At 45.2% G+C, this 14,800-nt stretch carries 11 protein-coding genes and 2 pseudogenes; 4 read left to right on the plus strand and 9 right to left on the minus strand.

What is annotated here, in order from left to right:
- The first annotated feature begins 152 nt into the window (after window positions 1-152).
- Window positions 153-1,082 carry an ATP-grasp fold amidoligase family protein gene (locus tag T456_RS0117910; protein ID WP_024867374.1) on the plus strand — a complete coding sequence of 310 codons (930 nt, stop codon included), beginning with the start codon at window positions 153-155 and terminating at the stop codon, window positions 1,080-1,082.
- 110 nt (window positions 1,083-1,192) lie between these two features.
- Here the strand turns inward: T456_RS0117910 and T456_RS0117915 are convergent, their stop codons facing one another.
- Window positions 1,193-2,149, minus strand: a complete 957-nt coding sequence (locus tag T456_RS0117915) for a hypothetical protein (RefSeq protein WP_024867375.1) — start codon at window positions 2,147-2,149, stop codon at window positions 1,193-1,195.
- Between the two features lie 1,268 nt (window positions 2,150-3,417).
- Here T456_RS0117915 and T456_RS20670 point away from each other — a divergent pair.
- Window positions 3,418-3,870, plus strand: a pseudogene (locus T456_RS20670) (IS110 family transposase); the annotation flags it as partial.
- A gap of 240 nt (window positions 3,871-4,110) precedes the next feature.
- On the opposite strand, the gene T456_RS0117930 reads toward T456_RS20670, so the two are convergent.
- A complete protein-coding gene (locus T456_RS0117930) occupies window positions 4,111-5,586 on the minus strand; it encodes an ISLre2 family transposase (RefSeq protein ID WP_024865525.1) in 1,476 nt (491 codons plus the stop codon).
- 106 nt (window positions 5,587-5,692) lie between these two features.
- On the opposite strand from T456_RS0117930, the pseudogene T456_RS0117935 reads away from it, so the two are divergent.
- Together T456_RS0117935 and T456_RS0117940 are read left to right on the plus strand one after the other, a co-directional pair.
- Window positions 5,693-6,448: pseudogene (locus T456_RS0117935) on the plus strand (IS110 family transposase); the annotation flags it as partial.
- 483 nt (window positions 6,449-6,931) lie between these two features.
- Entirely contained in the window at window positions 6,932-8,170 is a 1,239-nt protein-coding gene (locus tag T456_RS0117940; RefSeq protein ID WP_024864735.1) for an IS256 family transposase, read from the plus strand.
- A gap of 529 nt (window positions 8,171-8,699) precedes the next feature.
- Here T456_RS0117940 and T456_RS0117945 read toward each other — a convergent pair.
- From T456_RS0117945 to T456_RS0117975, 7 genes are read right to left on the minus strand one after another with little or no spacing between them, the layout of a single operon-like run.
- Entirely contained in the window at window positions 8,700-9,287 is a 588-nt protein-coding gene (locus T456_RS0117945) for a hypothetical protein (RefSeq protein ID WP_024867377.1), read from the minus strand.
- A complete protein-coding gene (locus T456_RS0117950) occupies window positions 9,284-11,101 on the minus strand; it encodes an HAD-IIIC family phosphatase (RefSeq protein WP_024867378.1) in 1,818 nt (605 codons plus the stop codon). The genes T456_RS0117945 and T456_RS0117950 overlap by 4 nt, the downstream gene beginning before the upstream one ends.
- 50 nt (window positions 11,102-11,151) lie before the next feature.
- The gene (locus tag T456_RS0117955) at window positions 11,152-11,952 is read right to left on the minus strand and encodes a class I SAM-dependent methyltransferase (protein ID WP_024867379.1); all 801 of its coding nucleotides are present in this window, start codon (window positions 11,950-11,952) and stop codon (window positions 11,152-11,154) included.
- A gap of 47 nt (window positions 11,953-11,999) precedes the next feature.
- Window positions 12,000-13,220 (minus strand): glycosyltransferase, encoded by a 1,221-nt coding sequence (locus T456_RS0117960; protein ID WP_197026910.1) that lies wholly within the window; start codon window positions 13,218-13,220, stop codon window positions 12,000-12,002.
- Window positions 13,221-13,249: 29 nt separating this feature from the next.
- On the minus strand, window positions 13,250-13,999 hold the full coding sequence (locus tag T456_RS0117965) for an SDR family NAD(P)-dependent oxidoreductase (RefSeq protein ID WP_024867381.1): 750 nt from the start codon (window positions 13,997-13,999) through the stop codon (window positions 13,250-13,252).
- On the minus strand, window positions 13,992-14,432 hold the full coding sequence (locus T456_RS0117970) for a MaoC/PaaZ C-terminal domain-containing protein (protein WP_024867382.1): 441 nt from the start codon (window positions 14,430-14,432) through the stop codon (window positions 13,992-13,994). Before T456_RS0117970 ends, T456_RS0117965 begins: the two co-directional genes overlap by 8 nt.
- Before the next feature lie 24 nt (window positions 14,433-14,456).
- Entirely contained in the window at window positions 14,457-14,699 is a 243-nt protein-coding gene (locus T456_RS0117975) for an acyl carrier protein (protein WP_024867383.1), read from the minus strand.
- Between the last annotated feature and the right edge of the window lie 101 nt (window positions 14,700-14,800).

Raw genomic sequence — 14,800 nt, forward strand, 5'->3', positions numbered from 1 at the left:
CCTCGTTGGTGTAACAACTTATTTCAATGATTATAGCATAATAATGGGCTTTCTTCATCCCCGCACCCATAGTGTCTTTATGCTCTTTCTGAAGTTCGTCAGATATGATAAAATATATCAGTTCGAAAGCATAAATGAGGGGGAGTTACACAATGTCCAAACTTAATTTCTTACTTGATCTTATCAAGAATCCTGCGACCAGGTTCTATTACCTGTCCGCCCACGGATTCTATCATTCCATGTCTGACGAGGAGTATATCAAGCGCCTTTGGAAATACAAAATGGGGGACAAGCCTCTTGACCTTGAGAATCCCAAGACCTTTTGTGAAAAGATGCAGTGGCTCAAGATCCATGACCACAATCCTCGCTACACTAAGCTTGCCGACAAATATGCGGTAAAAAAGATTGTGGCTGATGCCATAGGCGAAGAGCACGTGGTTCCTCTTCTTGGTGTGTGGGATGATTTCGATGATATAGACTTTGACAAGCTTCCGGATCAGTTCATTTTGAAGACCACCCACGACAGCGGCGGTTTCATGATCTGCAAGGATAAGAGTACTTTTGATAAAGCTGCTGCCAGAAAGAAATTCAAGAAGGCTCTTAAGCGAAACTTCTACTGGAGCGGACGTGAGTGGCAGTACAAGAACATTCCTCCAAGGATCATTGCAGAGAAATACATTGATTCTCTTGGAAAGCCTGATTCTCTTGAGTATAAGCTCACCTGCATGGATGGAAAGGTAGTATTTACCACTGTTTGCAAGGGTATCGCACACACTGATCTTAGTCTCCGTTCCAACGACCACTTCGACCGTAACGGCGAGAGGATGCCCTGGTATGCATTCTATAAACCCTCCAAGGATCCCGTATCGCTTCCTCCCCAGTCCGAGGAACTGATCCGCTACGCAGAGCTCCTGTCCAAGGACATTCCTTATGTCAGGGCGGATTTCTATATCGTTGACGACGTGGTGTATTTTGGAGAGCTCACCTTCTACACCTGGGACGGTTTCCTGGTATTTGAACCCGATGAATGGGACAGAAAGCTGGGAGATATGATCACTATTCCCGAGCATTTAATGAAATAATTGATACAGATAAAAAGCTCCCTGTGGTTTGATGTCGCGCCACAGGGAGCATATTTGTTTGTCTGTATTTATTGTTTCCTTTCCCGGTTAGCAGATGACTCTTTTCCCGGTTAGTTAAGATCACTGTAGAAGGTGTCGATGTTCTCTGTGGGAAGCGCTCTCTTCTCCCAGCCGTAGTCCTGATAGCCGGTGATGGGAAGGTCATTGGCTGCCGCATAGTTGGCGATGATCTGGGCACGGGTTGCTTCGGCGGATTCCTGGTCAGAGCTCACTTTTATAAAATCATCGTAACGGTTGCCGAAGATTCTTTTGGCCGTGGTATCATAATCCGATCCGTCTGCCACAGCGTCAAAATCCGTGACAACATATCCGCTGTCAGTCTTTGCGACATGCATAAGGCCGGGATGGCTTCCGCCGGAAACGGTCATCAGAGTAGTTCCATTGGTGTTGAGGGTGTAATTGTAAACCTGGAAAACACCGTAGAGCAGGATTTCTGAATTGTCGCTGTCATCCTCATAAACTATAAGCGGGCAGGGAATTGTGACATCCCCGGGAAGATAGCCCTTGCCCAGTTCATTTGTGATGTAATCATAGACCACATAGTAGAACTGCTCGGGCCCCGGATACTCATAAGCGGGAAGTCCGCCGCCCTGGGGCAGGATCGCGCCCTTTGCAAAGCCCTCGGCGCCTTCTACCTTTTCAATTGTGATATCCGATGCGGTGTTGTCGGTGGTCTGGCCTGTGGTGGTTTGGCCGGATGCGGATGAAGACTGGGTGTTCTGGTCGGCTGCGGTGCCGGTTGACTGATTTTCAGCATCCTTTTCAGTGTCTGTGTCTGCTGTTTCTGTATTGGCTGATTCGGTAGTTCCCGCTGCCGCGTTGTCTTTGGAATTGTCTTCGTTGTCCGTATTAATATCCATGCCGGGTGTCTCTATGACTACTTCCGAGCTTTCTTTTGCATCCGGATTGCTGCATCCTACTGCAACTACGGATGTAACAATTACCATTGATATTCCTAATACTGCCGGCCACATCTTAAGCGAAGCCGGTCCCCTGTTCTTTCTCATACATACTCCTCCTGAAAGTTTACCCAAAGTGTAACTTTTCTTAGGATATTCTACCATGTACGCGGGGAAGTAGAAAGGTGGGATTGGGGGAGGGGAATTTGGATCGTTCCCATTGGCAGACAGGAGAGGTATTTTTATCTGGGCTTATTGCTTTTCTTCTTGAGAATGCTTTACTTCACCAGTAATTACGAGATGCAGTTGTTCACTGTAAGGTACATCCAATAATTTTGCATACCAAAAGCGAAAACTATGTGTCTCACCTTTAGGTAGTACTATAATAAGCTTCGGGACTGTGGAAATAATACTAAGTTGCCCAAAATCAATGGTCTAGTATTACATTATGGGTTTCATGAAGGGCTAAACGGACCCTTTCTATCAAAATGTAATACCAATGCTTTCTATATTCCTGTTTGGTATTATTTTTGTAATACCAACAAGCTGATAATCACTGGCATGGTATTATTTCCGCTTTTCAGTGTTTATATTGTACTTCGCCCTGTTTCTATCTTGAGTTTTAGTCGTTGAGAATTATGTCCATAAGTGCTATACTATAAACACAAAGAAAGCACCCACTCCAAAGTGGATGCTCCCGAGAAAGTGAGTTTAGTTCCCTATCAGGAACCGCCTCTCCCGTTGGCAGACAGGAGAGGCATTTTTATTTATGCTTATTGCTTTTCTTCTCGAGAAAGCTAAGCAACGCAATTAACATACCACTAGATGAAATCAACAATGCCAGTACTTCCAGCATGATCATTATGATCTCGTAATCTGTCATACGCGCCACCTCCCTTCCTTATAACTATGGCTCGGGAGGCTACCACCCTGTCATGGGTACTTTCCTATGCGGCTTCAGAGCTGCCGCATAGAATTATGATAGTACATATGTTCGGTTATATCAATACCAAAATTTCTAGGGCTTAGATGCTTTCATAATTCTTCATAATTCTTCATAATTCGATATTTCTTTCATAATTCTTCATAATTCGGTATTTCTTTCATAATTCTTCATAATTTAAATTCCTCGTATTATATAGTCATACCCATTCTTTACCTTCTCTATAGGTATCGGGTATGCTGTTAAAGATGCTGTGGATTGGTTCCTAATTCCTACCGCATAGACGGTTTTAAAAAGGCTCCTACCACAGCCTCTTTGTTTAATTGTTAATCAGTTAGATACCGCATGACGGTTTATGTAGAACGAGGTTACAGCACGCAAAGAGCCCTGTGGATCCAATACAGCGTCAAATACTTTTAGGAGGATCACATGTATGATCTATGTTGGTATCGATGTTGCAAAGGATAAGCATGATTGCTGCATCCTGGGATCAGAAGCTGATAATCTCTATCCGGTATTTACTATCCCGAATAACAAGGCAGGCTTTGATGAGTTGTATGAGAAGATTTTCTCAGTGACTGACGATAGAACCGAAATAAAAGTAGGTCTTGAAGCTACCGGTCACTACTCACTCAATCTTCTCGGTTCGCTCATTGATAAAGGTCTGACCACCTGTGTTATCAACCCGTTACATACAAATCTTTACAGAAAAGGTCTAAGCCTTAGAAAGACGAAAACGGATAAAGTCGACGCCGGTTCGATTGCTATGATGTTGATGACTGATAAGACTCTCAAGCCCTACTCAGACACATCATATCACAGTGAAGAACTCAAGTCATTAACCCGCTACCGTTTCGGCCGCGTAAATTTACCTACGGAAATAAAAGGTTAGAATCCACCAAAGAAGCTCTGATAAAAGATCAGGCTTTTGAAATATTGGTTTTATATTACTCTTTTGATTTCCTTATGGCAACCCTACGCTTAGTCCTCTTGTATGTTTTTGAGCCGAGGAAATATGTATGTCAAGGGCATGCCTCATAGAGGTGCCTTGCACCCTTGACATACATATTCCCTCAGCTTTCTGGTTGATCAAGAGGACTAAGCTAAATAGTGCATCTTCAATGCCTTATAATCCAGCGATGTGATGATTGATGCATAGCTTCTTCTTTATCTCTGATGGAAGTGTTCCCTGTATAGCAGCCATATACTTACCAAGTTCATAATGCCTGTTCTTTTCAGATCTCATTACCTCTGTAGGTGAGAAATATGACATCTCATAACCTACAGCATCTTTCAATTCTTCTCTTTGGAACTTGGCTAGTTCGAGCATATCTCCACCGTTGTAGAAGTATGCTCTGAGCCTTCCCATTTTTCCTGCTCCACGCTTACTCCATCCCATCGGTCTTGAACTCATGCGTGATGATAGAACATGACTCACATGTCCTTCAGCGCTGCATCCCGGAAGTTTCCTTCTGTTACTCAGTCTGACTTTGCATGGCATCCAGTTATCAAGGATATATTTTCTTCCGTCTTCAATACTCGCAGCCTGCTTTTTATCTCCGGCCTCTAGATACTCTTTTACCATGTCAACGTATGAATTAAAGTCATTCTTAGTCTTATGCATGATGATTTTTCGGAGGTCTGAAATAGCATCCCACTGGCTATCTCGGAGATGGCTGGTAATCTTTCCCAGGTACTTTTGCATGTGGAACTCGTCCATTGTAACTATGACTCCGGAAACATTTTTCTTTCCAGCTTCAATCCATGCACCACCATCGCCATTTATGTATATCTTCTCAATACGACTCATATCATAGTGGGTATCTATATATGCGTAGATACGCTCCCAGAAGGCGTCATTTGTCTCGCTGGTACTGTCAGAACAAAAATAATGAGGATTAATAAGTCTATGTCTCTTGCTCTCCGGGGATTCATTTTCAATGCCTTCATAGACATAGACCAGCTTTTCTATCATGCTGTTATACTTATAACCATTTTCACCTTTGACCAGGTCGCTTTTTTTCTCTTTGAACTGGAGCGATACATGGTCCTCATCAGCATCTATGTACAGGAACTGTACGAATTTCTTATCTATTAACGCTTCATCTTCAGGCGGAAACTGTAATGCATGTATTTTCTTCATCACGGTCTGTTTGCTAACTGAATCAAGTATGCTTGTTTTTTCTCCACCTTTTCGATATGAAGTCTGAACTGTTTCTTCTAAAAGCCTTGCTTCTGCATCCTCTGTCATTCTCTCATGAGGATCCATACCCATGAGTAAATCTATGATATAAGAGCGCTTTCCTTCTTCTTTGTTCTTGAACAACGTCTTATTGTAATTAACGTTACCAAGGGATGTTATAAGCTGTTTGGACTCATGTCTGTCCACTACCCAAGAGAGCTTTCTCATCTCACTTTCTGTGATCATCTGATCCAGATATCCAAGCGTCTCCTCTATCATTCTTATACCAGCCTTATGAAGCTCATCTGTCAACTTAGTGATGTAGGATGCAATATCGGAGGGATTCTTTAAAAAATCATCCTCAAGCCTTTCAAAAACTGGTACACATTCCTCGTTAAAATACTGTATACTTTTTACCATGGAGAACACCTCTGTCTTTTATAGTTTGGTTTAGTCGCCTTTAACTTTATCAGACTTTGGTGTTCTCTTGTATTTTATTTAATCCGAGTGAAAATTTACGCTAGCCTACCGTTTCGATAAGGTTCAGGAACGTGCAAAGCTTAAATCTTCCGTGGCCCGTCTTGTAAACATTCTTTTCCCAGAGTTGGAAAAGCTCGTTCCCAGCCTTCATATGGCTTCTGTGTACGCCTTACTTTCTGAGTTTCCCGGTGCTTATTACATCGCTGCAAGTCACCTTACACATCTCAGAAATGTCCTTGAAATAGCTTCTAAGGGACGCTACGGACGAGATATGGCTGTCACCATAAGAGATGCTGCCAAAGATTCAATTGGTTCTGTTATGCCAGCAAAATCAATGGAGTTGAAACACACCATCCATTTGATCGAGGTGCTGACGGATGAGATTGATGAAATCGAAGTTTCAATCAAATCCATCATGGATACTTGCAACTCTCCGATTATGACAATCCCCGGCATTAGCTACCGTATGGGAGCCATGATTCTTGCAGAGGTTGGTGATTTCTCCAGATTCAGTAATGCTGATCAGATACTTGCATTTGCTGGGTTATCGCCATCTACATACCAGTCAGGGCAGCTCGATTCCAGTTACTCTCACATGGAAAAACGAGGATCCCGTTACCTAAGGTATGCTTTGTTTAATGCCACTAAGTTCGTCTGCAAATGGGATGAAAACTTCGGAGCCTACCTTTCAAAGAAGGTAAGCGAAGGCAAGCATTACAATGTTGCAGTCGGTCATGCAACGAAGAAGCTGGTACGTACCATCTATCGAATGGAACTTACAGGCGAAGCCTACCGAAAATAATACTTTAACTCATACCTTTCTCTGCGGGCACCTATACAGATGCTCTATTTGTCATGCAGTTTTCAAGGAACTGATTGAGGCTCAAGCCCGCCTCCGGGCTATCTAAAACACCTAATGATGTTTTATTCAAAAAACTTCATTTTCTTGTTGACTTTTAATAGTTAGTCTTTTTACATTTGTGTTGATAATAATTACGGCTGGTATAGACTGATTCTCAGATTGCGTAATTGGATATATGCTGAGGACTTACAAGATTTCGATGATTTCGGCAACGGCACTTCCGACGCATTTGTCTGTTATGGAGTTTTGCGTCGGTGATATTTGCGAAATAATATAAAGAATTCACAAAACGCAAACGCTATCCATTATGTCCATATAATGGTGTAAATTGAAAATTAAATATAAAAGAGCCATGAATGCTCTCTCCTGATTTAAAATGTTAAGTGACCAAACAAAACAGTATAAAGGAGGCAAGTAATCATCATGGCTCAAGTAAATATTACATTAAACCATGAGGAATTGGTAGCATTATTAGGAGGAGACCGAGAAGAAGCGTTCAAGCATCTTGTCGAGAAAATCCTCAATGAGGCTCTATTAGCGGAATCCACAGCCCAACTGGGAGCTGAAAAGTACGAAAGGTCTGATAACAGGACTGACCAGCGCAACGGTACAAGAGAACGTGAACTAACCACCAAGATAGGCACTATCGTCCTGGAAGTACCGCGCCACCGATTATCACCCTTTCACACCACTCTTTTTGAAACATACCAGCGTAGTGAAACAGCCTTGCTCAATACCATGGCAGAAATGGTCATCATGGGCGTTTCTACGCGTAAGGTGAGTAATGTTATCGAAATGATATGTGGCAAGGAATACTCCAAGTCCACTATATCAGAGGTGTGTAAGCGACTTGATCCAGAGATCAAAGAGTTTCAAAACCATGATCTGAGTGTTCATGATTATCCTTTTATCATGGTGGATGCCACATATTTTAAAGTACGTGAAAATCATAGGGTTGTTTCAAAAGCTTTATTCATAGCAGTAGGTCTTACAACTGATGGCAAGAAAGAAGTCCTATACTTCAATGTATATGATGGCGAAACTAACGATACATGGCTTGACTTCTTCAGCCACCTGAAAGCCAATGGTCTTAAGGATCCACTTATGCTCACTTCTGACGCCCATAAATCCATTCGATACGCAGCGTTCAAAGTGTTTCCTAATACACCGTGGCAGCGTTGTCAGTTTCACTTCACTAAAAACATCCTTGACGCAGCCCCAAACTCACAGAGACCCGGGCTTGAAATAGAGTTAAGGCAAATGTTCCTGGCTAAGACCCTTACTGCTGCAAGAAAAAAGCGCGATGACATCCTGTCAGACTACTCTGATGTTGCTCCAAAGGCGATGGAACTGCTTGACAACGGATTTGAAGATGCCATGACGGTATATATGTTGCCAGAGAATACATGGCGCCACCTGCGTACATCAAACACAATAGAAAGGCTTAATAGAGAGTTAAAACGCCGTTCCGATGTTATACAAATATTTCCGAATGAAGCTTCATTATTACGTCTCATGGGCTCGGTGCTTATAGACCAGAATGATATCCTACTAATGAAACGTACAAGTTTTGGCCGGAAAGCTTATGAAAGCATCTCTAATGAAACCCGTATCAAACTCAAAACCCTGGCCTTTGAACAGCAAAAGATTATGGCCGCATAACAGCTGCTCAAAGATCTGGAGCCCGAGGTAATAAAGTAGCCACCCTGCCAGCGGCAGGGCTTGTCCTTGATGCCCATAAATCAGAATGCTAAGCTGAGAAAACCGATGGTGATGCATATCAGCTGCTCATGAGTCTATCGCCGTCGGTGATTGACATACAGCGTTCTGATTTATGGGTGTCAAGGATGGCGGACACAGCCACAACATTTATATCAGGAATCAATTTACACCACATATAGGACTTGACCACGCTATCCCGATAACCAAGTGCTCAAACAGGCTTTTTGTCGATATAGCGTCAAGTTTTGGGGCTATTTTACCGACTCAATCAGCTTGTAGAATGCTTTGCGTCGGAGAGGGCTCTCATGGCAAGTCATGGCAAGTACCGGGCTTTCTTTTTCCGTAAGTTTGGAAAAAGCAAGATCCATGTAATCAAAACAATTCACATTTGTACAATAGAAATACTTTTGTAAATAGGGCGTAATTCAAAAATGCCGGTCTCTATTGAATATAGACCGGCATTTCAATCTTACAGATTCAATATAAAATAATACACAACACAGATCACCGCAGCGCCTGCAACCATCAGCGAATAGGCTATCGGCCACTTTCCATCTTTGTTAAAACTATAAAAGTCATCCCATCTCTTTTCCTGTGGAGCAAAAACCACATTGTAAAGATAAAGGGGCGCATACAGCGCAACCGGGATAATTCCAACAAACGCCGCCCCTAAGCCAATCCCTCTCCTCTCAAACACACATAGGGAGACAATGGCAAGCAGCGGGGTTATCAGATGCATGAACAGATCAGAGCCTTTCAAAAGGGCTATGTATCCATATATTCTTCCAAGGAAGAATAACACTGTAAGCATGGTTACAGTAACTGCCGCAGTTCCCATCACCTTTAGGTAATAAGCCCAGTCTTTATCCGGGAAAAGGCACATGGCAAGTGCCGACACAGCACAGAGAACGTTGCTCTGGGTTGTAAAGTATCTGAGAGCCTTCTTCCCTTTCGCAGGGTTCCATCTGCCGTCTTCCCGAAAGAACCCGACAACCAGAATCGCAGTGATGATAATGATTATTAAGTTAATTATCGAGGAAAGTTCTTGCTTAATCATAAGTTATTTTGTGAATTCACCCTAATATATTTATTCTTCTTCTCGTACTCCCCGGTTCCAATCTCGAGCTTAAACGTAATATTCCCGTCGGCGTCCTCGGAGACTTTCTCAAAGCCCTGGAGCAGGTAGAAGTCCTTCACCATCTTGTTCTTGGCGGTAGGATAATAGTAGCCGTAGATGGTGCTTATGCCGCGGTCAAGAGCGGCCTTAACCAGCTCGTCCATCATGGCAAATTCCATGTCGCGTTTGAGTACTCTGCAGCTCATGAGCCACAGCACTATGTGGAGCTCGTCACGAAGCTCGCCGCGGACATTGCCGATTGCCAGGGAAACTATGCCGTTGTCGCCGAACTTATCCTTGAGGCGCCCGTAAAGAGTGATGTTATCCACATCCTCCGCCGCCTTCTCGATATCATCCTGGGAGTAGCGCCTTGTAGTGAGGTTAAACTGGTTACTCTTGTTGGTGAGCTGCGCAATCCTCGGCATGTACATCTTCTCGAAGGGCTTGATCTCAGCCTCCATCTCAAGGGAAGTCAGGTACTCGCCGTAATCTCCGAAGCTCTCCTGCAGCTCCGCTCTCTGGCGGTTAGCCATGTACATCTCGTTTCGCTTTCTGTCATCTTCTGACAGGCTTGTCACCTCAAAAAATCCGCTGTGATCAATGTATCTGATATAGTGCTCGGGGCTGTCTATGGCCGGAGCAGATACTCCGGGAAGCTGCGCCGTTACGATCTCACGCTCAGCGGGATTGTCATCCACAAATACCAAAGACTCGGGCAAAAGAGTCAGCTCCGACGCGATAGCCTTGAAATTCTCGCTCTTAGGTTCCCAATTTGCCTTAATAGCAACGAAATCATCGGGTTTAAGAGCTCCGTCGGGGTGCTCAAGTCCTGCAATGGCATTCTCTTTGTCATTCTTGGAATCCACAGCCAGTACTACCCCGAGGTCCTTCTGCATCTTCACATAATTCTGGAACTCAGCATAAACCTGGCCAAGGTTGGTCTCCTGACCGATCTCGATGCCGTCAACTCCATCATCCCCAACAACGCCGCCCCAAAGGGTGTTATCAAGGTCCAGCACCAGGCCCTTCTTGTTCTTGCCGTAGATGGACTTGATGATATTTGCCACGTTAAAGCTAAGGGTAGGGATTGCAGGAATGCAAAGGGCATACTTGTACATATGCCATGCAAGCGGATCCGACCACTGATCAAGGCCGTAAGTGGCAGCCAGGTAGTTGATATCGTTGATATAAAAGCTTACGCCATCAGCCTCTGAAGAAGCCGCATAATCGGCGAATTTCTCGTTAAGTCTGTTTATAAATCGAAGGCGTCCGTGTACATCCACACCGTCTCTGTTTCCCATAAGCCTGTAGAAAGGAGCCTCAAAATTGTTCTGGATTATCGGGCAGTGGTAGAGTTCCTGCAGTTTCTTCCACATGGTCTCAAAGTGTCCGAAGGTCTTTTCAAGCTTGGCATTCACATCCTCAGCGGAATCCCCAAGAACAGGATAATCTGTGATATTCCTGTTGGAAGTATGCACATATATCACATCCGGGTTAAAAGAGCTAAGCTCCTCTCCGGGGAACATGGCATCCTGCCAGTACTGGCCGTACTCTGACTCATAGAACTCAGGCTCAATACCATAGTTCAAAAGAAACAGCTCCAGGATCCTGATAACATCATGGGTAGTTGAACCGCCCAAAACCGCAATCTTCTTATGGATCCTGTCCGTTCCGTCAGCAAGAAGAGCCTTCTTCAGGCTCTTACTCTTTTTCATTATGTAATTATTGTCAAAAGGATATTCAAGTTCTCTCATTTATTGCCTTTCGAAACCCTTATTTCTTATGGGAATTGCCTTCAATCCCATTACTTTTTGTGGAACAGGAACTGATTGCAGCCGTGTCCTCCGCCGCAGGTGTACAGCTTGTCCATCACAAAGCCTCTCTCGGTATAGAAATCCATGATCTCCTCGGGCTTGGCAACCTCAAAGGGCCATCCGCCAACCCAGTCCACAACGTCGATCCAGGGTGACATTCCCCTCTCTTCCTTGTATGTCTTCCATCTGTGGAAAGGCTGCAGCTTTACAATGTCTCTCACTGTGGTAGGTCCCCAGAGACGCACAAACGCAGGTCCCAGCACCAGATACTTGGAAGGACCGGGAAGCAGGTTGTAGGTCTTCTTTACGGCAGACCAGCACTTGGACCACTTACCCTGGTCATTGTAAATGGCGATAAACAGTATTCCACCGTCCTTTACGAGATTTCCGGCATTCTCAAGGCCCTTGTACATGTTTCCTGTGTGGTGCAGAACACCCCATGAGTAAACTATGTCGCACTTACCGTACTTCTCAAGATACTTCTCATCCAGAGCATCTCCCCGCTCCACGTTCCAGTTAGGGTCTCCGTCAAAGTATCTTCTCTTCAGCTCATTGGTACAATCCACGCTGTCCTGATCATAGTCAAAAGAGAATACTCTGGCCCCCATCCTTCTGGCAGCCAGACTGAACAGTCCGCTTCCTGAGCCGATATCCAGAAAATCCTTGCCGGAAAGATCGTCGGTCTTAAGCCATTCCTTAAGAGAATCCTCTGCTCTTTTTATCTTGGTCTCATCAAGATTCTGCAGAAAATCCTTCCAGTTCTTGCCAAATCCAAATCGGTCCTTAGACATTTCTTTTCCCCCTAAAAGATAATTGGTCTTGCCGCAGCTATTTCACGCTATCTGACTCCGATAACAGAATCCATGTACTGCTTCCAGGCTGCATTTGCAACGTCAGGGGCATAGGTCCTCTGAACCCTTGTTGCTGCAATGCCCAGGTTCTCGGCCAGCACATCGTTCTCCAATATCTTCACAATGGCCTCTGTCAGTGCCTTCTTGTCCTGAACCGGTACCAGAAGTCCGTTTACGCCGTCTGTGATAAGGTCTCTCGGACCTCCGCAGGGGCAGTCCGTTGAAATACAAGCAACGCCCAGAGACATGGCCTCTATCAGTGAATTGGGCATGCCCTCGTGGTCTGAAGCCAAAATAAAGAGCTTTGCCTTCTCTATATGCTCCGCAACGTGCTTAACATTGCCCTTGAACACAACTTTGTTCTCGATTCCAAGGTTCATGGCATGGCGCTGCAGCTTAAGCCTGTCAGGCCCGTCTCCGTAAAGCTCCAGGATATAATCCTGAAATCTCTCTGCAGTGGCGTCCTTGAAGGCCTCCATGACCAAAGCCTGGTTCTTATTGGCGTTTAGCCTTGCCACCATTACTATCTTCTTCTCCCTGGCTCCCTTACCTCTTTCCCTGACAAAGGAAGGATCCATGGAGTTGGGAAGTATCACGCACTTTTTCTGAATGAACTTGGGGAATTTCTCCTTAGCCCCGTTGGACTGTACCACAACTCCTGCTGCCTTGCCGAAGTTTGCCAGCATGGCGCTCTTCATGGCTGCGGTCGAGTACTCCATATCGGGATCGGCTCTAACCGATACAACCACCTTATATCCATCCTTGGTAGCTGTTGAAAGGGCCATGATATTGTTCTTGCCCATGAAACTTAAGATTACATCCGGATTCACCTGCTTAAAGGTTTCACGAAGTTTCTTTTTCCTGAGGCTGAAGTTAGTGAGTCTGTCCTTCTGCTCGCTGGGTAAAAGACCTGAGAATACGCGCTCTATGCCGTCCTTCTCGCCGCCCTTTGGATCAACCCAGACAGGGTTCTCGTCAAGGTCCATTACCTGCTCGCCCCCGTCAGCACCCGCAGGAACCTGCTTCCAGGCCGCGTGCTTAACCTCGTACTCGTTTGGAGCAAGGTAGGTGGTGACCAGAGTCACCCTGTAGCCCTGCTCAAAGAAATAGTCCGCCAGATTGGACATGACGCGCTCAGCTCCGCCCTTCTGGAGGGAGCCTATATACATTGCGATATGTTTTTTGCCGTTAGTTGCTGTATTTTTCAATTCTGTCATTCCCTTAAGATGATTTTTTCTTAGATGATAACGCTTCCGTTGCTGACGTTAAGATTCACGCCGTTCATATAGTTGCTGTCCTCGGACAAAAGAAATGCTATGGCAGGAACAATGTCCTCAGGCTTTGCATTCCTGTTCTCGGGGCTTACCTCAGCAGCCATCTCAACAAGCCTTGGATCAAGGTCCGAGAGGAACTTGGTCTCTATCATTGAAGGCGAAACACCGTTGATGCACACCTTCTTACCTTCGTAGTCGGCTGCAAGCTGCTTGATAACTCCAAGAAGCATGGACTTGACCGCAGTGTACTCCAGCATTGACTTAGGCGGCTTGCCGCTTGCTACTGAGGAGATCACTGCCACCACCTTGTCGTATTCCTTGCGCTTTGCCATGCCGGGCAGAAATGCTTTCAGGATCCGGACAAAAGAATATACCTGGATCCGGACATTTTTATCAAGCCTTTCGGCGTCGAAGTCCTTGAGCTTCGTATACATCATCTTTGACGCGCAAAGATGAACTATATGGGTAGGAGACAGCTCTTTTGCCGCAAGGTCATCCAGAAGGACCTGCACATCCGTATCGGAAGAGAGGTCAGCCTGGAAGAGCAGGCTCCTGTTCCCGTTAGAAAAAGGCAGCGCCTCCAAGGCCTCACTGCTTGAATGGTAGTGGAGGCAGAAAGTGCTGTCCGTATAGTCTTCGTTAAGTTTGCGCACCAGGGCCAGCCCCAGATCCGATGAGGCGCCCAGTATCAGAAATACTTTGTTGTTATTCATCCATGCACCCGGCAAGAATCTTGCCTTTTCCTACTTTTTTGCCATCCTGGTTAAGGATCTGCGCTGAAATTTCCATGGTCTTCGTGGTATCGTGTTTGGTCTTAACAAACCCTGACACGGTGAGGGTATCCCCGATGAACACAGGGAACCTGAAAGCAGTCTCCACGCTGTGAAGAATGCAGTATTTGCCGGGAAGATACACACCGGCAAGGGTGGAATAAAAGGAGGAGGTCAGCATCCCGTAGACCACCCGGCCACTGAAGCCCTTACTCTTTGCGAATTCATCGTCGTTGTGGAGAGGGTTTACGTCGCCGGTGATATCAAGGAAACTGCGCATCATCTCGGCGGTTACGGTAACGGTAAACTCCGCCCTGGTGTAATTTGCCTTATCCTCTTCCCTGGACACGATGTCCTCAAATCTGTATTCGTTCATAGGCTGCGAGTCCGTCTCTTTCCTTTACTGGAGCTTGCTGATGATAAGGTCTGCCATCTCGCCCACATTCTTGAGGGCAACGATCTCGCCCATGGTGAACTTAACGCCAAATTCTTCCTCCATGGCGTTTACAAGGTTGATATGCTCAAGAGAGTCCCAATCCTCGATATCGTCGGCTGTTGTCTCGTCATTAACCTCGATATCCTCATCATCAAAAACATCTCTGAATACTTCGTTCATTCTTTCAAAAACTTCTTTTCTTGTCATATGTAGTTCCTTTCTCTTTTAATAGCGCGCGATATTGCAGCGTGCACCGCCCCATGCGGGCTGCGCAGCGCCTCGTTCAGGACTTGCTGTAACCGGTTCAT

It is taken from the genome of Butyrivibrio sp. FCS014, from assembly GCF_000526935.1.
GTDB lineage: Bacteria > Bacillota > Clostridia > Lachnospirales > Lachnospiraceae > Butyrivibrio.